Annotated in this window: 13 protein-coding genes; 11 read left to right on the top strand and 2 right to left on the bottom strand. The window is 66.7% G+C overall.

The window, feature by feature from the left end; translation table 11 throughout:
- Positions 1-78 precede the first annotated feature (78 nt).
- The 8 genes from AC0MRV_RS09170 to AC0MRV_RS09135 all read left to right on the top strand — a co-directional run bounded on the left by AC0MRV_RS09170 (position 79) and on the right by AC0MRV_RS09135 (position 13543).
- Complete coding sequence (locus AC0MRV_RS09170; protein WP_472764162.1) at positions 79-1347, top strand: hypothetical protein; 1269 nt, start codon at positions 79-81, stop codon at positions 1345-1347.
- A gap of 13 nt (positions 1348-1360) precedes the next feature.
- Complete coding sequence (locus tag AC0MRV_RS09165) at positions 1361-3703, top strand: alpha-L-rhamnosidase-related protein (protein ID WP_472764161.1); 2343 nt, start codon at positions 1361-1363, stop codon at positions 3701-3703.
- Positions 3704-3814: 111 nt separating this feature from the next.
- Positions 3815-5260, top strand: a complete 1446-nt coding sequence (locus AC0MRV_RS09160; RefSeq protein ID WP_472764160.1) for a tetratricopeptide repeat protein — start codon at positions 3815-3817, stop codon at positions 5258-5260.
- A 117-nt stretch (positions 5261-5377) separates the two neighbouring features.
- Positions 5378-6850 (top strand): adenylosuccinate lyase, encoded by a 1473-nt coding sequence (gene purB, locus AC0MRV_RS09155; RefSeq protein WP_472764159.1) that lies wholly within the window; start codon positions 5378-5380, stop codon positions 6848-6850.
- 161 nt (positions 6851-7011) lie between these two features.
- Positions 7012-8610, top strand: coding sequence for a hypothetical protein (locus tag AC0MRV_RS09150; protein ID WP_472764158.1), 1599 nt, complete (start codon positions 7012-7014; stop codon positions 8608-8610).
- Positions 8611-8733: 123 nt separating this feature from the next.
- Positions 8734-9993, top strand: a complete 1260-nt coding sequence (locus AC0MRV_RS09145) for a 6-phosphofructokinase (protein ID WP_472764157.1) — start codon at positions 8734-8736, stop codon at positions 9991-9993.
- A gap of 278 nt (positions 9994-10271) precedes the next feature.
- The gene (locus tag AC0MRV_RS09140; RefSeq protein ID WP_472764156.1) at positions 10272-12287 is read left to right on the top strand and encodes a TonB-dependent receptor; all 2016 of its coding nucleotides are present in this window, start codon (positions 10272-10274) and stop codon (positions 12285-12287) included.
- Between the two features lie 101 nt (positions 12288-12388).
- Positions 12389-13543 carry a response regulator gene (locus AC0MRV_RS09135; protein WP_472764155.1) on the top strand — a complete coding sequence of 385 codons (1155 nt, stop codon included), beginning with the start codon at positions 12389-12391 and terminating at the stop codon, positions 13541-13543.
- On the opposite strand, the gene AC0MRV_RS09130 is transcribed toward AC0MRV_RS09135, so the two are convergent.
- Entirely contained in the window at positions 13486-15573 is a 2088-nt protein-coding gene (locus AC0MRV_RS09130) for a sensor histidine kinase (protein ID WP_472764154.1), read from the bottom strand. The genes AC0MRV_RS09135 and AC0MRV_RS09130 overlap by 58 nt on opposite strands.
- 120 nt (positions 15574-15693) lie before the next feature.
- Here AC0MRV_RS09130 and AC0MRV_RS09125 point away from each other — a divergent pair, with 120 nt between their 5' ends.
- The 3 genes from AC0MRV_RS09125 (at position 15694) to AC0MRV_RS09115 (ending at position 21836) form a co-directional block, all read left to right on the top strand.
- Positions 15694-17325: a peptide ABC transporter substrate-binding protein gene (locus AC0MRV_RS09125; protein WP_472764153.1), complete on the top strand. Its 1632-nt coding sequence runs from the start codon at positions 15694-15696 to the stop codon at positions 17323-17325.
- 272 nt (positions 17326-17597) lie between these two features.
- Positions 17598-18347 (top strand): transporter substrate-binding domain-containing protein, encoded by a 750-nt coding sequence (locus AC0MRV_RS09120; RefSeq protein WP_472764152.1) that lies wholly within the window; start codon positions 17598-17600, stop codon positions 18345-18347.
- 27 nt (positions 18348-18374) lie between these two features.
- Positions 18375-21836: a PAS domain S-box protein gene (locus tag AC0MRV_RS09115; protein ID WP_472764151.1), complete on the top strand. Its 3462-nt coding sequence runs from the start codon at positions 18375-18377 to the stop codon at positions 21834-21836.
- Here the strand turns inward: AC0MRV_RS09115 and AC0MRV_RS09110 are convergent.
- Entirely contained in the window at positions 21833-22792 is a 960-nt protein-coding gene (locus tag AC0MRV_RS09110) for a PhnD/SsuA/transferrin family substrate-binding protein (protein WP_472764150.1), read from the bottom strand. The genes AC0MRV_RS09115 and AC0MRV_RS09110 overlap by 4 nt on opposite strands.
- Between the last annotated feature and the right edge of the window lie 34 nt (positions 22793-22826).

Raw genomic sequence — 22826 nt, 5'->3', positions numbered from 1 at the left:
CTCCACCCGGCCCGGCGTTCGTTCCACCGTTGCCGCTGCGACGGGTCCCGTTCAGCGTCGGCAGCTACGTTTTTTGCCATGAAGTCCCTACCCCTGCTCCTGCTCTTTTTGCTCACGACAACCCTCGCCTGCGCCTCCCCCCTGCGCGTCGGCGTCGGCCGCGCCGACATCACGCCCACCGCCGGCAAGGACGAACTGGCCGGCATGGGTGGGCGACCGGCGATCGTCGAAAAAATCAACGACCCGCTCACCGCCAACGTCGTCGTGTTCGAACAGGACGGACAACGCGTGGCCCTCGTGTCGCTCGATCTCATCGGGATCAGCAACAATGTCTTTGACGCCATCCGCGCCGCCCTCGCGGACCAGCACGGCATCACCCAAACCCTTTGCGCCGTCACCCACACCCATGGCTCGGGTTTCTTCCGCGAAGCACTGCACCCCTTTCTCATCGAGCGCACTCTGGCTGCGGCCAAAGACGCCGTGGCCTCGCTCGAGCCGGCGGTCATCGGCGAGGGCAGCCGCGAACACAACGAGGGCTACAACCGTCGCATCCTCCACGAGGACGGCACCGTCTCGATGATGTGGAACAACAAGGACCACGTGCCCTCCCACCCCGTCGACGACACCCTCGGGGTCATCGCCATCCGCCGCGCCGGCGACGATTCGCCCATCGTGACGCTGGTGAACTACGCCGTGCACCCGGTCATCTCGATGAACTTCGAGGAGCTCATCATATCCGCCGACTGGCCCGGCGCCATGGTGCGCCAAGTCGAAGCAAAAGTCGGCGGCCACTGCATCTTCCTGCTCGGCGCCGCTGGCGACATCAACCCCTACGAGGCCGACATGTTCCGCTACGCCACCGCCGATGAGACCTTTGCCAAGGTTGAGGAAGTCGGCTCCCGCGTCGCCACCGAAGTCATCGCGACCCTCGGCGCCATCGACACCTTCCACGCCGACGCCGCCATTGCTTACGACGCCTTCGACGTGCCAATGGGCCTGCGCAAGGACGGCCCCCACGCCCCCAAGGAACGCGAGATCGAGGTCGCCACCTTTCTCCTCGCCGACCGCCACGCCATCGTGACCATTCCGGGCGAACTCTTCGTCGAACTCGGCATGGACCTTCAGGCGCGCAGCCCGGCCGAAACCACCTGGGTCATGGCCAACGCCTACGACTCCTCCGGCTACATTCCGACCATGACGGCCGCCTGCCAGGGAGGCTACGGCGCGGCCTGGGGCACCTTCCTTGAGTTCGGCGCCGGCGAACGTCTCGTCCACCAGGCGCTCGTGTCGCTCCACTACCTGATGGACCGCGTCAAGCCGCTCGGCGCGCCGGCTCCCGGTAATTGATCGCCTTCCCCGCGTGTCCGACTTCCCGCCGCCCTGCCTGAGCCGCGCCCGCTGGATCTGGCCGGAGAGCCTGCACTGGGACCTCATCAACGGCTACGCCCTGTTTCGGCGCGAGTTCGAATTGCCCGCCGTCCCGCCGGCCGCTCCGCTCTTCATCACGGCGGATCAGTCCTATCAGCTGTATCTGAACGGGCACTACATCGGCCGCGGCCCCGGTCGCGGCTTCCAATCCGCCTGGCCCTGCGACGAGATCGACGTCAGCCCTTGGCTGCGGCCCGGCCGCAACCTGCTCGCCGTTCGCGCCTACAATCCCGGCAAGGGCAACTACCAATACCGCAGCGAGGGTTTCGCCGGACTGCTGGTGGCCGCCGATTGGCACGGATTCACCCTCGCCACCGGCGAGGACTGGCGCTGCCGCCGTCAGACCGGCGTGCGTCGCGACACCGTGACCGCCAGCCTGCAGCTCTTCGCCCAGGAACACATCGACCTGCGCCAGGAGGACCCCGCGTGGACCCAACCCGAGTTCGACGATGGCGCCTGGACCGGCAAAGTCGCCAGCGTCCCCTGGAACGCGCCGCCGTGGCACCAACTCCAACCCCGTGGCACCGCGCGCCTGGAGGAGCCCGTTACCGCGGTGCGGCACGTGATCGGGAAAGCGAACGGCACCGCCCAGACCGACATCGCCGACGCGCGGCTGCTGGGCCACCTGCGCCATGCCGAGGGCCTCGCCCACATCCCGGTTGACGACTCGCCCGACCCGCTCCGTTGCGAGGCCTCACCACCCGGCTCATGGCGCAGCTTCCTGCTCGATCTGGGCAAACCGCATATTGGCGCGCCGCTGGTTGAGATCCGCGGCGCCACCGGTGGCGAAATCATCGAAATTCACCACTTCGAGAGCCTCACGGCCACAGCTGACTCGCTCACCCCCGACTTCAAACCCGACGCCCATGGTCGGCTCACCTTTGCGTCCCGGCTCACCTGTCGGCCCGGCGACCAGCAGCACGAATTCTACCACCCCTACGGCGGCCGCTACCTCGTGGCGGTCGTGCGCAACAATCCGGCGCTGCTCGAGCTGCGTTTGCAGTTGCGTTCCATCCTCTACCCGCTGCGCCATCACGGTCGTTTCGCCACGCCATCCGATCTGGCGTTGGAAAAAATCTGGCAGACCTGCGCCTGGACCCAGCGTATTTGCTCCCTTGATACCTACGTGGACACGCCGGGCCGCGAACAGGCCCAGTGGTGGGGCGACGCCCGGGTGCAGGCCTGGAACACCTTTCATCTCGACGGGGACGCCCGCCTCCTGGCCAAGGGGATCCGCCTCATCGCAAGCCAGACCACCCCGGAGGGCGTGACCTACGGCCACGCTCCGACCATAGCGCACCACTGCATCCTGCCGGACTTCACCCTCATCTGGATCCTCACGCTGTGGGACCACTACTGGCAGACCGGCGACCTCACCCTGTTTCGGGAACAAGGCCCCACCCTGACCCGCGCCCTCGACTACTTCCGAAACTGGACGGACCCCGCCACCGGCCTCCTGCGCTACGACGACCGCCACTGGCTTTTCCTCGATTGGGCCGAGCTGCCCAAGGACGGCCAGCCCACCGTCTATTCCCTCTGGTTGTTGCACGCGCTCGACCGGCTCGCCGACTTGCACCGCGCCTCCGGCGACCACGCCGCGGCGCAAGCCTGCACCGACTGGTCGACGTCACTCCGGCGGGCCCTCGTTGAATTGCTCAACGCCGACGGCCTGCTCACTGACGGCTTCGATCCTGCCGGCGCGCCGCGCAAATCGACCTCCGTGCATGCCCAGACGCTCGCACTCCTCACCCATCTCGCGCCCAAGCACGCCGAGACCATGATCGCACAACGCCTGCTGCCCGCCGTGACCGGCGGCACGCCCGACGTCGTGCAGCCTTCGGCCTATTGGCTCACCTACGTTTACACTGAACTCGCGCAACGCGGTCACGGGGCCGCCGTCGTCGAGGACATTCGCACGCGCTGGTCGGCCATGGCCGACTATGGCGCGACCTGGGAAACCTTCGATCCGCCTCGCGGCGAGTTCAGCTTTTCCCACGCCTGGTCGGCCCATCCGCTGTTTCATCTGATGCAGATTCTCGGCGGCATCCGCCAAACCGCCCCCGCCTGGCGCCAGGTCGAGGTGCGCCCCACTTTCCACGGCGCGAGCGCCGACGTCACCGTGCCCACCCCGCACGGCCCCGTCCGCAGCCAATGGCAGCGCGAGGGCGAATCCCTCCGCGGCCAACTCGACCTCCCGCCCGGCATCAGCGCCACGCTACGTCTCCCCGGCGCGCCCGACACGAGGGTCGCCGGTGAACACCGCTACACCGTCTGAGCCCGCCTTTTGCGTTTGGCACCCGACCCGCCTACGTTCCACGCTCGCGGGTCCCGTCAGATCGAATCCGCAGGCCCGAAACGTCCGCCCAGACCGAATCCGCCCATCAACATGAAAACCCGCACCCTTGCTGTCACCGGACTCGCCGTGGTGGGGCTGCTTGCCGCCGGGATCGGCCTCGCTACGTTCAGCCACCGCGACGAAACCCCGTCTGTCGTGGACAATTGGATACCACCGCGCCCCGACACCGGCGGTTTTCCCGCCGCCCTTGATTCCGCCCTGGCCGCCGCGGAGACCCGCGCCCGCTCAAGCGGCGCGGTGCTGGAGGGCCTGCAGGAGCTGAGCCGACTCTATCACGCCAACGGCTTCTACGACCTGGCCATCCGCTGCTACACGGGCCTGCAGCAACTCGAGCCCGCCGAGGCCCGCTGGCCGCACCTGCACGCCACCATCATCGCCGGGTTCGGGCTGGCCGATGAGGCCCTGGAGCTGTGGGGGACGGTCGTCCGGCTCGACCCGAACTATTTGCCCGCCCGGCTGCGCATCGGTGATGTCGCCCTCAAGGCCAGCCGGCTCGACGAAGCGGCCGCCGCCTACCAGGCCGCGCTCACCGTCGACGACCGGAACCCCTATGCCTTGCTGGGCCTCGCGCGCATCGACCTCGAGCAGGGCCGCGACGAAGACGCCCGCCGCAAACTCGAGACGGTGGTGAAAGAGTCTCAGCTCACGATCGGCTACGACCTGTTGGTGAGTGTGTATGAGAAGATCGGCCTTATCGCTCAGGCCAACGCCATGCGCGCTTACGCCGGCGCGGCCACCGGCATCTATCAGGATCCGCCCGACCCCTGGCTCGATGCCCTCGTGGAGCAGTGCTATGACCCCTACCGCCTCGCGCTCGAGGCCGGCGCACGGGCCCGCCGCGGCGATTCGGCCAAAGCGATCGACCTGTTGCAACGGGCGGTCGAGCTCGATCCGACCGACATCACCGCCCGCTACCAACTGGGCAATCTCTACCTCGAACAGCAACGCACCGCCGAGGCGATCGAAGCCTTCCGCCTTTGCACCATCCACGATCCGGGGTTTTCCGACGGCTGGGGCAAACTCAGCGCCGCGGTCGCACAGAGCGGGGACATCGCCGCCGCCGAACGCATCATCGAAGAGGGCCTGGTCGCCATTCCCGATTCGCCCAGCCTGCACCGCATGCGGGCCCGCCGGCATTGGTCGCGCGGTGACCTCGGCGCCGCCATCACCGACTTTCGCACCGCCATCAAGCTCAGGCCCAACGATCCCGGCGGCTACCTCGAACTCGGCATGGTGATGAATCAACAGGGCCGCACCCGCGAGGCGGCGCAACTCTTCGAGACCGCGCTCGTTTACGATCCGGCAAACCCGACCGCGCTCACCGGCCTCGCCCTCCGCGACATCGCCGCCGGCGATCGCGAGGCCGCCGACGCCCGGATCGCCCGCATCGCCGCACAGCCGCGCGCCAGCCAGGAGGAAATCAACCGCCTGCGGGAAGCCTACCTCCGTCAGTTCGGCGAGTATCCCCGTCGGTGAGTCGCCCCCCGGCGCCGGTTGCAGGCGACACGCCCCCGCCCGTATCCCGGCGGCCGCGGGAACGGCTTTTGCATTTGGCACGGAGCCCGCCGTCGCTTCACGCTCGCCGGTCCCGCCATGTCGAAGTCGAAAGCCAAGTCCTCCGCCCCGGTCAAAACCGCCGCCGCCACGGCGCCCGCCATCACCAACGTGTTGGCCGAGCGCTACGCCTCGCCCGCCATCAAGGCCATCTGGTCGCCGACCGGCCGCGTGGGCATCGAACGCGACTACTGGATCGCCATCATGAAGGCCCAGCGCGACCTCGGCATCGCCATTCCGGCCAAGGCCATCGCCGCCTACGAGAAGGTGAAGGACCAGATCGACCTCGCCTCCATCGATGCCCGCGAGCGCGTCACCCTGCACGATGTGAAGGCCCGCATCGAGGAATTCAACGGCCTCGCCGGCTTCGAATCCATCCATCTGGGCCTCACCTCCCGCGACCTCACCGAAAACGTCGAGCAACTCCAGATCCACCGCTCGCTCGCGGTCATTCGCCAGAAGGCCGCCGCCGCCCTGCTCGGCTACGCCAAACGCGCCAAACAATACCGCAAACTTCTGCTCACCGGCCGCACCCACAACGTGCCCGCGCAGCCGACCACCCTCGGCAAGCGCATCGCCATGTTCGGCCAGGAGATGCTCGCCGCCTTCACCCACCTCGACGAACTCGCCGCCCGTTACCCGGCGCGCGGACTCAAGGGCGCGGTGGGCACCCAGCTCGATCAATTCACCCTGCTCGGCGGTGATGCCACCAAAGTCGCCCGCCTTGAAGCCAAGGTTCTCCAGCATCTCGGTTTCAAGGAGGCGCTCAACGCGGTCGGTCAGGTGTATCCACGTTCCTTGGACTTCGAGGTCGTCTCGGCCCTCCACCAGGTCGGCGCCGCCGCCGCCAGTTTTGCCACCACCCTGCGCCTCATGGCCGGCCAGGGTCTGTTGACCGAAGGCTTCCAGAAGGGCCAAGTCGGCTCCTCCGCCATGCCGCACAAGATGAACGCCCGCAACTGCGAGCGCATCTGCGGTTTCTCCACCATCCTCTCCGGCTACGTCGCCATGACCGGCGCCCTCGCCGGCGATCAGTGGAACGAGGGCGACGTGTCCTGCTCGGTCGTGCGCCGCGTCGCCTTGCCCGACGCCTTCTACGCCATCGACGGCCTGCTTGAGACGCTCCTCAACGTGCTCAACCAGATGACCGTGTTCCCCAAGGTCATCGCCGCCGAGTCTGCCCGCAACCTGCCCTTCCTCGCCACCACCACCATCATGATGGCCGCAGTGAAACAGGGCGCCGGACGCGAGACCGCGCATGCGGCCATCAAAGAGCACGCCCTCGCCGCCGCCGCCGCGATCCGCGAAGGCGCCGAGCCCGGCATGGTCGATCGCCTTGCCGCCGACGAGCGCCTCGGCCTCGCCGCCGCCACGATTCACAACATCCTCATGGATACCGACCGCTTCGTCGGCGCGGCGCCCGCTCAGGTCGACGCCTTCGTCGCGTCCGCCCGCGCCGCCGCCAAGAAGGTCAAAGGCGCGAGCGCGATCAAGCCCGGCAAGCTGCTCTGAGAGCCGCCCCCGGCCGGGGGTATCGACGTTTGCATTCGGGTCGCGACCGCCTACCTTGGCGAACCACCCCGAAGCGGCCGATGCCCCCAGCTCCCGATACCCCCGAACGGCAGCGGCCCCGTGCCCACCGCCGTTCGATTCTTGTGCGCCGAATGGTCGCGATGGCCATCGTTTGCGCCGCGCTCACCCCACTCCCGGTGGCCGCACAGGAGGTCGTGAAGCTCCCGCCTTTCATCGTGAAGGAGCCGCTGCTCGGTCCGCAGTGGCGCATCGCGCGGGTCGATCGCTTCGAGGTCCTGAGCCGGTCCAAAGATCGCAAAGCCCGCGCCATGGTCGAGGCCTACCGGGCCGCCTTCCCTAAGCTTGAGGTGCTGCTCCCGCCCCGCTTCCTCGCCGCGTTCGACGAACCGATCAAACTGATCATCTACGACGAAAACCTCTGGCCCGTATCGACGCAGGAGGCGGTTGCCGCGATGTTGGCCGACATTTCGGACCGCGTCCCCGAGGCGGATCTCCCGTCAAACGACGAAACTCACTTCGACCGGATGCGCGCGCCGTGGTTGACCAGTCAGCCGGTTCACGCGCCTCACGAACGAAGCACCCCGATTCCGGCGGAAGCCCAGGTTCGTCCCTCCGTCTTCTTCACCGACATGCGTCTCACCGACCTCGATGAGGTCGTGATCTTCTCACTGGCCCCCGCGGGCACCGACCACCGTTTCAAGATCTCTCTGCGCTCCACCCTCGTGGCGCATCTCATGGGCAAGCGCACGCCGTCGCTGCCGCGTTGGTTCCTGCGCGGCTTTCTCGAGGTCTACCGGGAGGTCCAGTTCGACAATTTCGGCCTGCGGCTGCCGCCTCTCGAGCTCGCGACCGCCAGCGAGACGCGGGCCGCCCGCCGCGATGCGACGGTCATGACGAAGGATTTCGTGCCCCTCCTCACCCTCCTGTCCGACGCCGGCGAGCCCACCGACTATTTCAATCGCGATCGCCAACTCGGCCTGCTGGTGCGCTGGGCGCTTGACCCCAAGGGCGGCAACCAGCCGGAGGCTCTTTGGACCTTGGTGGACGACGCCTGCCGCAAACCGGTCGACGCGGCCATGCTGCACCGCGCGTTTCAACAGAGCGCGGCCGAGCTGGAAAAAACCCTCGTCGACTATGCGCCCACGGCGTTGCGCGAGAGTGTGCGTTGGCCCCAGCCGGAGCTCCCTGCGGCGGACATCACCTTCGAACGGGCCACGAGCGTCGACGTCGCCCGTATCAAGGGCAACTGGGAGCGACTCGAAACCGATTGGGTCCGCCACAACCACCGCGAGTTGGAGGCCAACTACGCGGAAAAGGCGCGCGAAACCCTCTGGCGCGGCGGGCGACGGGGCGACCGCGATCCGCAGCTGCTGGTCGTCCGCGCCTTGTTCGAGCTCGAGTCCGGCGACACCGCCGCGGCCATCACTCTGCTCGAAACCGCGGCCGCGGCCAATGCTCCGCTGCGCCCTCGCGCCTATCTGGAGCTCGCCCGCCTGCAGTTTGAGCGTTGGCAGACCGACAACGCCGGCACCGACACCGCGCTCACCGCCGCGACCGCCGCGCCCTGGCTGGATTGGCTCCGCCTGGCCAGCCGCGGTTCGCCGCAAATGCTGCCAGTGTTCCACACCTATCTGGACATCCTGGCGGTGCGGCAGGCGCCGTGGGACGAGGCGGATCGGCGATTCCTGAGCGAGGGCGCCGCCGCCTTTCGCTCCGATGCCCGGCTCTCGCCTTACTAAACCGGGCCAGCGCACTCGTCTCCCGTTCGCCCAAAATTACGTTTGCCAGCCCGCAAACCGCCGCGCCACCTTCACCGTTCTCTCAACCGAATCCCTTTCCCTGATCTTTATAGACCCAACACCATGGCCGAAGAACTCGTAGGTAATATCTTGGTGGGCCAATCCGGTGGCCCCACCGCCGTCATCAATGCCAGCATCGAAGGCGTCGTCTCCGAAGCGCTGAATCACGACTGCATCGAGGAGATCTACGGCACCCTCAATGGCGTGCTGGGCATCCTCAACGAAGACTTCATCGACCTCGCGTCGGAGTCCCAGCAGACCATCCGCGGCCTGCGCCATACCCCCGGCGCCGCCCTCGGCACCTGCCGCTACAAGCTCAAGAAGCAGGCCGATTTCGAGCGCGTGCTCGAGGTCTTCAAGGCCCAGAACATCCGCTACTTCTTCTACGCCGGCGGCAACGATTCGCAGGACACCGCCGACAAGATCTCCAAGCTCGCCCAGGAACAGGGCTACGAGCTGCGTGTCATCGGCATCCCGAAGACCATCGACAACGACCTGCCCGTCACCGACCACTGCCCCGGCTACGGTTCCGTGATCAAGCACGTCGCCACCACCGTCCGCCAGATGGCCTGCGACCACGCCGCCATGGGCCAAGGCGACCTCGTCTCCATCCTCGAGGTCATGGGCCGCAACGCTGGCTGGATTGCCGCCGGCGCCGCCCTCGCCAAGCGCCGCGACCACCCGCACGACCCGCCCCACATCATTCTCCTCCCGGAGGTCGCCTTCTCCGCCGAGAAGTTCATCGCCGACGTCCAACGCACCCTCAAGCGCGACAAGTATTGCTTGATCGTCGTGGGTGAAGGTCTGGTCGACGCCGACGGCAATTACGTCGCCGCCGCCGAGGCCACCGATGCCTTTGGCCACGCCCAGCTCGGTGGCGCCGCCGACTTCCTGCAGCGCCTCGTCGAGGCAAACCTGCCCGGCATCAAGGCCCGCACCGCCAAGCTCGGCATCCCCCAGCGCGCCGCCGTCACCAACGGTTCCCAGACCGACGCCGACGAGGCCTTCCTCGCCGGTCAGGCCGCCGTCAAGGCCGCCATCGCCGGTGAGACCGACAAGATGGTCACCCTCCTCCGCGGCGACGCCGACCACTATACCTGCGAAACCGGCCTGGCTCCCCTCGCCGACATCGCCAACGGCGTGAAGAAGCTCCCCAAGGAGTGGATCAACGAGGACGGCATCAGCATGAACTACCAGTTCGTCCGCTACGCCACCCCGCTCATCCAGGGCGAGACCAAGGTCCCGTCCGACAACGGCCTCCCGACCTTCGCCAAGCTCGACAAGGTCCGCGTCCAGCGCCAGCTCGAGCCCTACGACCTCTGAGCGTAAATTGCTCACCAAACTCTCAGGCCGCCCGAAACCCGGGCGGCCTTTTTCATGGCCCCGGTCCGTGTGCTTTCGTCTTTCTCTTTATCTTTCTCCCCGCCGACCGGAATCCGCCCGCCACTTCGCCCCGTGAGGAGAAAGAGAACGATAAAGACGCAAGAGAAAGACCGGTCACCGCAGTTCGCCCCCCAGTCCACGTTCACCCCCGCAAAAATCTGGCAACAAACGCTCCGGATTTGCGCCCACTGCCGGCAAACGCTTCGGTGAGCGGTTCCATGAAAACCCTCCCCCGCGTTCTCACCTGCAGTGCGATTCTCGCCGCGCCCGCGTTCCTATCCGGGCAGACGACCGAGCCCGTGATCGAGGTGCCTGCCTACGAGGTGGTGACCACCCGCCTTACCACCACCAACGCCAGTCCGACGACCGACGTGCTGCTCGACGCCACCGCCAGCCCGTCCGAGTTTGCCCTGCCCGCGCTCGCCAACGAGATTGCCGGCTTCACCGTCGGCTCCAACCAGTCGCGCTCCTTCACCGACACCTTTGCCATCCGCGGCCTCACCAACACCCCCATTTTCGGCGCGCCCGCGGTCACGGTCTACCTTGACGACCTGCCTCTCGGCTCCGGTTTCACCTTCCCGTCGGACCTCACCGGCTTCGCCCGCGCCGAACTCCTGCGCGGTCCCGGCGCCGGCACCCGCTTCGGCCGCTCCGGCCCCGGCGGCATCCTGCTCCTGTCCACCCCGGCCTCCCCGGCCGCCACCACCGGAACGCTCACCCTCGCCGCCGGTGACCACGGCAGTCGCACCGCGACCTACACCGCCGCCACCGCCGCCAGCGCTGAAACCGACGCCTACGTCGCCGCCACTTGGCACGAACGCGACGGCTATGTGCGCAACACCACTCTCAACCAGGACGTGGATCCCCAGGAAACCCTCAGCGCCCTCGCCCGCTTCCGCTATCGGCCGACCGACACCACGGAGTTGACCTTTTTCCTCAACGCCCTGCGCGCCCGCGACGGCGCCCAGCCTCTCGTGCCACTCTTCGGCCCGCTCCACACCGTGCAACGCAGCGCCGAAGGCGTGACGGAACTCGACTCCCTCAACTCCGCCTTCACCGCCGCCTTCGCCCTGCCCACCGGCCGCCTCACCGCCACCACCGGCTACAGCAACTGGGACATGGGACCTTACAACAACACCCTCGACTTCGGTTTTGCCGAACTCGGCAACGGCTCGACCCTCAAGCAGCGGAACCTCTCCGAAGAGATCATCTACACCACCGCCATCTGGCGCGTCGGCCTCTTCGCGAACGACGGTCGCACCAACGGTTCCTTCATCCGCGCCTTCGGCGGCCAGACCTTCGAGGAATCCAACTACCAGTTCGACACGCTCGACCTCGCCCTCTTCGGCGAAGCCACCTATCAGGCCAGCGACGCGCTTTCGCTCACCTTTGGCCTGCGCCTGGTGAAGACCGAGATGGACAGCGTGCGCACCGAAATCATCCCAGTCCCCGGCGTCACCCCGGCCGAGCACAGCTCCGATGCCATCCTGCCGCACCTCGACCTGCGCTACGAACTCGGCGGCACCACCACCGCCTTCGCCAACATTGCCATGGGCTACAAGACCGGCGGCTTCTCCGCCTTCACCGGCAACGCCGTGCTCGCGCCCTACGACGCCGAATTCACCACTGCCTACGAAGCCGGCCTCACCCACACCAGCGCCGACGGCAAGTTCTCCGCCACGCTCCGCGCCTACCTCTACGACATCGACGACTACCAGATCGAACGCTCCTTCGCCACCAACGCCGTCGCCGACGATTACCTCGTGGTCAACGCCGACGCCGCCCGCTCCATCGGCGGCGAACTGGAACTCGCTTGGCACCCCCTCGAAGGCCTCGACCTCGCCGCCGCCTACGGCCGCACCGACGCCACCCTCACGGGCTTCACCGATCCCTACGCCGGCACGGTCTACGACGACAACCGCGTGCCCTACGTGCCGGCCTACGACGCCCACCTGCGCGTCGACTACCGCCACGCCAGCGGCGCGTTCCTGGGCGCAACGCTGACCAGCATCGGCAAAACCTACTACACCGAAGCCGAGGATCCCACCTTCGCCCAGAACCGCTACACCCTGCTCGGCGCTCGCCTCGGCTACAGCACCGAACGCTACCGTATCCAAATCGTGGGCACCAACCTTACCGACGAAGGCTACTACAGCGCCATCACCCCCGGCACCTTCCACGGCACCCCCGGCGTCCCCCGCAGCGTCTTCGGCGAGCTGACCCTGCGATTCTGAGCCGCCGGTCCGGCCCGCTCCTTCTTCCCAAAGCCGACTCGTGCCGAGTCGGCTTTTGTTTCGCCCGGCACCGCCAAGGGACCATTCTCCCGGACTGCACCATGTCCACCGATCCGCTTTTCGGTCACCCTTCTCCATCGTCGGCGCCCGCTGCCCCCGACCGCCGGATTCTCATCGTCGATGACGAACCCGGGCCGCGCACCGCGTTGGCCATCGCCTTGAGTGATCGCTACCAGGTCGTTGAAGCCTCCGGTGGCCGCGAGGCCGTCAGCATCGCGGCAATGCAGCCCTTCGATTTGGTGCTGCTCGACATCTGCATGCCCGACTGGGACGGCTTCACCACCTTGGCGAAACTGCGCGAGGCCGATCCACCGCTCACCGTGCTTATGCTGACCGGGGTCGACGGCTCCGCCCACATCCGCGAATCGATGCGCATTGGCGCCCGTTACTTCATCCCCAAGGCCCAGCCGTTGCCGGTGCTGTTCGAGGCAATCGACAGCTTCATCAACGAAACCCCGGTCAAACGCGGCGAGGCCCGGCTCGCCGCCGAAACCCGGCGCATCGCCATGCAACAGCGCGAGGAGCTCAAGGCCAACCGGCCCAAACTCTGGCAAAACGACGCCACCAGTTGCTTCATGCACGATCTGTCTTCGCCGCTGCTGATGATCCAAATCTGTCTGCAGGTCCTGCACCGCGAGATCAACGACGCCACCCAAACCGACCCGACCCTCGCCCGGCTCGAGCGGACCCTCGAACACATGGGCAAGGCCACCGACTATTGCCGGCAACTCACCACCAACTGGCGCACCCTGCATCGCCACACCGAAGGTTTCGTCGCGACCGACCTGCGCCAGATCGCCGCCACCGCCGCCGAGGTGGCCTTGCTGCCCTCAACCCGGATCTCCTTCACCGGCGCGGCCAGCGCGAACGTCCACGGCTCACCGCTCGATCTGACCCGGCTGTTTCAAAACCTCATCACCAATGCCTGCCAGGCTGGCGCCCGCCACCTCACCTTGGATATTGCCGCCCTGGCGGATCCCAAGCGTATCCGCGTTACCATGACAGACGACGGCGAGGGCATGTCGGCCGAACGGCTCGCCGCCTTGGACGGCCCGCCCGAACGTTCCGAATCCGCCGATAACGGCCTGGGCGTGCTCATCATCCGCCAGATCGCCACTGCCCATGGCGCTTCGCTCGCCTACACCTCCACCCCCGGCGTCGGGTCGCGGGTCACGCTCGAGTTTCCGGTCGCCTGACCGAAGGGGTCCCGGGAGGTGACCGCCGGGACCAGCGCCAGCGGCATCTCGATCACAAACTCCGCCCCGCCGCTCGCCGGGTTGCGCACGCGCACCTCGGCATTGTGCAAGCCGAGCACCACTTTCACAAACGCCAGCCCCAGGCCCACCCCACCCCGGCGCCCGGCCGGGCCTTCGGCCGCTTTCGTCGAATGGAAAGCATCCCAGATCCGGTCCAGTTCATCCGCCGGAATACCCGGCCCGTTGTCACTCACCGTCACGCGCACCACCGCCCCCACCCGCACCCGCACCGCGATGCGCGGCTCGCGCCCCGGCACGGCCCGCGCAGCGTCGATCGCGTTGGAAAACAGATTGGTGAACACCTGCACCAGTTCGGGTTGGGAACCGTGCGTGCGCGCCGGCCCTTCGCCCTCCTGCGCCACCTCGAACCACGCCGGCAACGCATCGTAGTTCGCCACCGTGCTGTTGATCGCCTGCGCAATCACCTCGTTCAGCTCGACGACCTGAAACCCCGAGCGCGCGCCCTGCGAAAGCGCCATCACGTTTGAGATCAGCGCGTTCAACCGCGTGACATCCTGATTCACCTGCTCCTGCAGGGCCAGCGCCTGCGCCCCCCGCCGCATGCCCACCAGATCGACGAAGACCCGGATGCTCGCCAACGGATTGCGGAACTCGTGGGCAATGCCCGCAGCCAAAGTGCCGAGCGACACCATTTTTTCCGTATCACCCGCCCGCCGCTCGATGCGTTTGGTCCGCACCACCCGGCCGACCTCGAGGCAGAGCCGCGCGGCCAACTGCTCGTCAAACTCGGTGAGGAAGCCACCCGAATCCGCGGGTATCCGCACAAACAATACACCGATCCGCCGCTTCGCATCCGCCGGGTCAACGATGTCGAGGCGGGAAAGCGCCGGGTCCGCCCGCAAGGTCGGCAGCTCGCCGGGCGACGCATCATCCCCCACCCAACGATCGGAATGCGCGTGCAGCCCCCACGTATCGCCCCCTTCCCGGCGCACATAGAGCGCGATCTCGCCGCCCCGGAAAACCTCGCGCAGACCGGTCACCAATTCCGCGAAGACCTCCTCCTCATTGGGCGACAACCACAACCGCTTGGCCAAGGCCTCCAGCGCGAGTCGGCGCTCCAACAACTGCGGCGCCACCCGGCGCTCCAGATAACCTTCCAACACCCGCCGCAAACGACTGCCCCAACGATAAGCCAGCAGCATCGTCGCATAGGCCGTAAAGCCCAGCGCCACCCATTCAAATTGCGGCCCCACCATCGCCGCCAACCCGACGTAGACCACGGATGCCACCGCCACAAACCCCGCCGGCACCGCCATCTCGGCAATGATCCGCGCCAGCCCCAAATTGAACGGTAGCAAACGAAACCGGATCACCGCGACGCAGACGCCCAGCATGTGGAGCCCCACCAGCGGCGTGCCGACCGGCGGAATCGGCAAGCCATACCAAGCCGGAAAATTGGTCGCCCCGCCCAGGAATCCCACCGCGCCTGACAACACCACGTAGGAGAGTTGATTGCGCTCCCGTCCCACCGCCCGGTCGTAGTGCCGCAGCAGCAAAAGATTCGCGCGCAACGCCACGCCGGCGAACACAATCAGGTAGAGCCAATAACCGCTTCCCGCCACCGGCCAGTGCATCACTCCCACCTGCGCACTCACCCCCGCCACCACGTAGTCCGTGAAACTGAATGGCACCAGCAACAACGTCGCCCCCGCATAAAACCGCGCCTCCATGCCACCCGGTCGGCCCACAATCGCGCAGGCCAACATAAAGAACGCGACCGGAATACAGATTGCCGCCGCCGACAAACACCTCAGCCACCAGATCGCCCGCTCGGCGTCGCCTTCGTGCAACCACAACACGTAGAACCCCGACCACGCCGCGATGAACAAAGCCTCCCACAAGAACCGCCGCGAGCGCCGATCGTCCCGCCGTCGCGGCCAGATGAGCGCCGCCGCGATCAACGTGATCCCCACGTTGAACAAACCGGAGAAGATCCCAAACGCGGTCATGCTCGTGTCACCATCCGCGAAATCCCCGACTGCTGTCGAGTCCGGGCTGGTTGAGTGCACCGTCGCCTCCCCCCCGGGCTCGATCCTTGCTCCACGCCCGGACCCATGCTCGATTTTACCATGCACCCTATTGTGGACCCAACTCGCACCCGGTTCGCGGTCGCCGGCGCTCTCTTGCTGGCGTCGGCCCTCTTCACCGGCTGCGCCCGCACCGACCCGATCGACACCGCCCGCGCACAAAACCAGATGCTCATGGGCATAGGCGGCGAACCGTCTTCGCTCGATCCTCATCGTAACACCGGCTCGTCCGAGTCGCAGATCATCAGCGCCTTGTGGGAGCCACTGGTCGATTGGAACGAAGACGCGTCCGAGGTCGTGCCGGCGGCGGCCGCGAGTTGGGAGATCTCGCCCGATGGTCGCATCTACACCTTCCACCTCGACCCGCGGGACCGCTGGTCCAACGGCGAACCGGTCACCGCCTCCCAATGGGTCGAGTCCCTCCGCCGCTTTGTCACGCCTTCCCTCGCCGCTGAACTCGCCGCCAAGGCCTACCCGATCCAAGGCGTCGAGTACTACTTTCTCGGGCGCTCCACCGACCCCTCGACCCTCGGCTTCGCGGCCCCCGACGAACACACGCTCGTCATCGCGCTGGCCGAGCCTTCGGCCGGGTTTCTGGGGAAACTCACGGCCTATCCCTGGCTCCCGGTGCACTTCCCCAGCCTGCGCGAACACGGCGACCCCTACAGCCTGAGCACCAACTTCACGAAACCCGGTGAACTCGTCTCCAACGGCCCCTACCAACTCACCGCCTGGCGCACCAACCAATACGTGGAGGTGCAACGCAACCCTCACTACCCGCGCAGCGTGCGCGCCGATTCGATCCGCTTCTTCGCCATCGAAAGCCTCGATACCGAGGAACGCGCCTACCGCACCGGCCAGCTCCACATCACCAACGGCGTGCCGTCCCACAAGATCGCCGCCTACCGCGAAGCTGGCGACCCCGCCCTGCGCGTCACCCCGCGCGTCGCCACCTACTACGTGTCCTTCAACCACACCCGGCCACCCTTCGACGACGTGCGCGTGCGCCAGGCCTTCGCCCGCGCGATCGATCGCCAACAGCTGACCGAGTCCGTGCTGCGCACCGGCGCCCCGCCGTCCTACGCCTTCGTCGGCCCGGTGCCCGGTCACAGCCCCGGTGCCAGCCTCACCGAATCCGTGGCCGAAGCCCGCGCTCTCCTCGCCGCCGCCGGCTACCCGGACGGCGCCGGCTTCCCCCCGGTCGAATACCTCTACAACACCAACGAGCGCAATCAGCAGACCGCCGAGGCCTTGCAACAGATGTGGAAGGCCGCCCTCGGCGTCGACGTCACCCTCGTCAATCAGGAGTGGAAGGTCTACCTCGACAGCCGTCAGCAAAAGGACTTCGACCTCGCCCGCGCGGCTTGGCTGCCCTGGACCCCCGAACCCATCGAGCTCTACGAACTGCTGCTCTCCACCGCCGGCACCAACAACTCCGGCTGGGCCCATCCCCGCTACGATGCGCTCTACGAGCAGGCGCTGCACACCGTCGACCCCGCCGCCCGCGAAGCGCTCTATCACCAGCTCGACGCCATCCTGCTCGCGGAAATGCCGGTGATACCCTACGCCTACCACGCGTCCACCCGACTGGTGCACCCCAGCATCGACAACTGGCGCCAGAACATTCTCGAGACTACCCCTTGGCGACTCGTGGGCTTCGGCCGAAGTGATTGAAGCGGAAACGGCGAGACCCCTCGCGCCGATCCCGCTTCCGCCCACTGCTAGGCCCATTCGTATCTAGGCCGCTTGGGAATCTACCCCGTTCCTCCCTAGATACCTTGCATGGGCATGGGGGCGGCACCACAAACACGGCCATGAACGCCGCCACTTGGTCCTCTTCGGGGGATCGGGATCTCAGCGGTCGTCGCCTGGCCTGGCGTCCTCAGATTTGCCGACTCCCGTGGCACTTTTTACTCCTTCTGCTGATTCTAGCCGGAGCGGGCTGCGTGCGTGAATCTGATCTACTGACACAAGCACAGGCGGGCGCGCCCCTCCGGATCGGTTACGCGATCGAAGCCCCCTTTTCCTACGTCTCCGCCGATGGCCATCCGACCGGCGAGTCCGTGGAACTCGCTCGCTGGGTCGCCTCCCGACTGGACATTCCGCACGTGGAATGGCGGCTCCACCCGTTTTCCGATCTCATCACCGCCCTGGAGCATCGTGAAATCGACGTGATCGCGGCCGGAATGTTCATCACCGCGGAACGCCAGCAACGCGTCGCCTTTTCCGTGCCCACCTTCCGCGTGCGCCCGGGCGCCTTGGGTCGCGCCGCCGATCCACTTTTTTCCGACACCGCCCAGCCGATGGAACCCGAGGCCCTCGCCCAGCTCGACGTCGGCGTGCTCGCGGGCTCCGTCGAGGAGTCCCTCTGCCACACAAAGCACTACGACGCGGCCTCCGTGGTCGCCACCCCCGACGTATTGACCGCGGTCTCCTTGTTGCGCGCCGGCGACATCGACGCCCTGTTGCTCAGCCAACCGTCCCTGCGACTGCTCGCCCGCGAAGCGCCCGATTTGAAAATGCGGCGACTGGACCCCTTGGAAACCGCCGTGGATTCGACCGGTGCCTTCGCGTTCCGCCACTCCGACCCCCGCCTGCGCGAAGCGTGGGACGAAGCGCTGCATGACTTCCTGGCCACCCCGCAACACCTCGAACTGATCACACCGTTCGGACTCGACGCCCGAAACCTGCCTTAAATCCCCCCCCTCAACCACCCTCCCGTCTTGCCACTTTCGCCCCAACCCCCGGCCCGTGGTTCCCGCGCCTACTTCTGGCTCCGCCTCACCACGTTTGGCGTGCTGGTCGGGGGCGCTTTGCTGATCACTTGGACTCTGGTCGGGCGCAACTCCCTCGAGCGCCTCGAACAACAACTCAACGAGATCCGCGACATCCACCATGACCTCGATCAGGGCATGCTGCACGTGATGCTGGCGGATGAGACGGACGGACCTTTCCAGCGCGACGCCGGCATTGCTTTCTTCCGCCAATCACTCAACCGCCTCGAAAAGCACCACCTCGTCATCGCGGCCCTGGCCGACGCTGGCGCCTCGCCCCTGCTATCCGACCTGTCGGCAGATATCCGGCTGTTCGCACGACTGATCGACACCGTCCCAACCGAGTCGCCGGGGCTTTCGGCGGCCGACCGCGCCCGCCTGCGCACCGCCTTCCATCGACTCACCCGCCACCTGCACCGAGCCGAGACCCTCGCCCGCGGCGCACTGCGCGATCACACCGGCCACCTGGAGCAACGCGTATTGATTTCAGCACTACTGGCGGCCGTGTTGCTCATCGGCCTCATCTTGGGCGCGGTGAAAACCATTCGCCGCCTCACTGCCGACGCCGCCCACATCCGCTCCCGGGAGACCCTGATCCGCAACATCGGCGACAATCTGCCCGATGCCTACGTCTACCAGTGGCAACGCCACGCCGACGCGCCCCCGCGCTTCACCCATCTTTCCCGCGGCGTCGAACGCGTTCACGGCATCGCCCACGCCGCCGCACTGGCTGATGCCAGCGTGCTGCTCGAACAACTGTCCGCCGCCAGCCGCAGCCGCCTGTTCGCCGCCGAGGCCCACCACGGCCGTGAACTGCGCCCTTTGGAGATCGAAGTCCCCTTCGTGCGCGCCGACGGCGAAACCCGGACGCTGCAACTGCGTGCCCGCCCCCAAAGCCTCGCCGACGGCACCTTGCAGTGGGACGGCATCGCCGCCGATATCACCGACCAAAAACACCGCGAAATCGCCCACCGCGAAATCGACGCCGATCTCCATGAAATCAGCGAGCTGGCGCACATCGGCACCTGGTCCTTCGACCCGATCACCGGCGACGGCTACTGGTCGGACGAGGTCGCACACATCCACGACCTCTCCCCCCACGACCCCGCGAGCCGCGACATCGGCCTGCTCTATTACCCCGAACCCTGGCTCAGCCACATCAAACAGGCCATCGACGACGCCGTCCAACACGCGCGGCCCTATGAACTTGAGCTTTGCATGCACACCGCCGCCAAACGCACCAAGTGGGTGCGCGTCCTCGGCTTTCCGGTGGTCCGCCAAGGCGAGGTCCTGCGGGTGCGGGGCACCATCCAGGACATCACCGAACGCAAACTGGCCCGGATCGACCTCGCGCAACGCGAGGCTCAGTTCCGCCTGCTCTTCGAGGAGGCCGCCGACGGCATGCTCATCCTCTCCCGCGACAACCGGGTGCGGGAAATCAACCAGCACCTGCTCGAGCTGCTCGGTCGCGAACGCAGCGAGGTGCTCAGCCTGCCGCTGAGCGACCTCGTCAACCTGGCCGACCGCGACCGGCTGCGCGAGAGCCTCCGGTCCATCGACACCGGCGCCGTCGATCTGATCGAAGTCCAATTCCGCACCGCCGACGGCACTTTCGTGGAAACCGAAATCGGCATCCGCCGCCTTTCCGACGAACGCACGGTCTGCATCGTGCGCGACGTGACCCGCCGCCGGCGCGCCGAGCGGCGATCCGCCCTGCAGGTCGCAGTCACCTCGGCCCTCGCCCGCGGCGTGCGCCTCGACGAATCCGCCGACCAGGTCATCGAACTCTTCTGCGAATATCTGAACTGGGACTACGGCGTCTACCGCCGCGTCAACGGCGGCCGCACCCACCTGGTCTACGTGGCCCACTGGTTTGCGCACGACGCGGACTTGAGCGATCTATCCGACCACCATCGCGAGGCCCCCTTGCCCCGCGGCGAAGACTTTGCCGGTCGCATCTGGCAGAAACAGCAGGCCCTCTGGGAAAACCTGGGGGACCTGGACGAGACGACGCGCACGGGTGCGGAGGTGCGGCTGCTCCTCAAACTTGGCGTGCAATCGCGCCTCGGGTTTCCCGTCATCCTCCGGGACAGCACCCTCGGTATTTTCGAGTTCTACAGTCGCCGGCGCCAGTCGCCGCGCCCGGAGTTGCTCAACTTCCTCGTCGGCCTCGGCACCCAGTTTGGCCTCTACCTGGAACGGCTGCGCCTCGATCAGTCCGTGCTCCAGGCGCAGAAAATGGAAGCAATCGGCACCCTCGCCGGAGGCATCGCCCACGACTTCAACAACCTGCTCTCCGCTATTCTGGGCCATACCGACCTCGCACTCTACTCCCTCGATCAACCGGCGGAGGCCAGCGACAACCTGCAGCAGGTCAAACAAGCCAGCAGCCGCGCGTCCGCCCTCGTGCGCCAATTGCTCACCTTCTCCCGCGGCCCCGACGCCGAAACGACCGAACGCCGCGCGCCGGTGAGCATCGAAAAAATGGTGGCCGAAACGGTCTCCTTCCTTCGCGCGACCGTCCCCCCCACGGTCCGCATCGCCAATCGCATTCCCGCCGAACTGCCGCCCATTCACGCCGACGCCACCCAGGTTCAGCAGGTCCTCATGAACCTCGGCACCAATGCCTGGCACGCGATGGGTGACCAGCCCGGGACCCTGGCCTTCGCGGCCCGGTTTATCCAGATCGAACGCAACCGCCAAGCCCGCCACATCCTCGCCCCCGGTCCCTACCTTCACCTCACCATCACCGACACCGGCAAGGGCATGGACGCCGCAACCCGCGAGCGGATTTTCGAACCGTTTTTCACCACCAAGGAACGCACCGGCGGCACCGGCCTGGGCCTGTCCGTCGTGCACGCCATCATGCTAGCCCACGGAGGCTCGATCAGTGTGGAGTCGGAGCTCGGCCTCGGCACCACCTTCCACCTGCATTTCCCGGTTTCCCCGAGCGCGGCCACCCCCAGCCCAGCCGCCGCCGAAACCGTCGCTCCCTCACCCAGTGGGCTCGTCGAACAACTCCGCGGCAACGGTGAGACCATCCTGCTGGTCGAAGACGAGTCCTCCGTGGCCCGCCCCGTGCAACGCCTGCTGGAACGCGCCCGCTACCGCATCGAGCTGTGCTTCGATCCGCAAACCGCGCTGCGCCTCTTCCGCGCCGACCCCGGCCGCTTCGACCTGCTCCTGACCGACTACGCCATGCCGGAATTCGACGGCCTCGAACTCGTGCGCCGCGTCAAGGAGCTTCGCCCCAACCTTCCCGCCGTGCTCACCACCGGCCTCGCCGATTCTCTCAACAAAAAGGAAATCAACGACGCCGGGGTCGATGCGCTCCTCGCCAAACCCGCCACCACCCAACGCCTCCTGCAGGTTGTGCACGACACCTTGCACGATCGCGCCGCGGACGCTTAGGGCGAGTCCTCGACTTTCCGGGCGCGCTGCAACGCGGCATATCGATCGAGCAAATCACAGGCCGGTTCCAGAATCGCCCCATCGCTGGGGGTCAGGCTGGACTGCTGAAACAACAGCATGACCTGCTCTCCGGCCGGCGTTTCGCCCACCGTCTGTAAGGCGCTGATGATATCGGCAAAATGCGGCGTCTCAAAATCAGCCCGAAAAAAACAAACTGACGCCACATACGGTTCCGACGCCGTGATGACCCTAAGCTCACGCCCGAGTTGGGGATTCAATTCCCGCATCAATTCCAAACCTGCCCGGGTGACCAAACATGCGTCGGCCCGACCAAAAAAGACCGGCAACACCGCCCGCGACAGCTTATCCTCCTCCGTAACACTGCCCAGGAAGTCGCCCATCGTCTCAAGCCCGTTGGCCGCCAGTTCCACCTCGAGCCACGCGCCCGCCAGATCCGTGCGCATCGAATGCCATAGCATCAGACTGCGGCCGCGCAAGTCAGCCAATGTATTCAAACCGCTGTTACTCCGGACCACGACCAGATACTCCTGCTGCTCCACCTCCTCCTGCGTGCCGAGGATGATCTGCCCAATCGGGATCTGCTGCCGCACCGCCCAATACTCGCGGCTCGTGACGGTGATCGCCTCAATCCGGCGCTGTTGAAACGCCGCCACGATTTCGTCCACTCCGTCGAACAGATGAATCGTCGTTGAGACCTCAAAATCCCATCCTTCCACGATCGAGTTGGCCCACACCTTGATCGCCGCCTGCGCATCATTGGCGTTCACGCCTTTGAAAAGATCCCGGGAGAACCCGAAGCGCACCAATCCGTCCGGCAAGTCTTCGTCCGCGACTGACCGGCTCGCGCCCGCCAACGCCCAAGCCACAATTGCCAGTCCCACCCCGACCACACGGGCCGAGGCGATCCAGGGACGGGCGCGCGGAAAGCATTGCATCGCGCACACCATCAAAGCTCCGACCGCGAAGATC

The organism is Actomonas spartinae, from assembly GCF_051209155.1.
Lineage (GTDB): Bacteria > Verrucomicrobiota > Verrucomicrobiia > Opitutales > Opitutaceae > Actomonas.
This window is presented reverse-complemented; position numbering and strand designations above follow the sequence as displayed.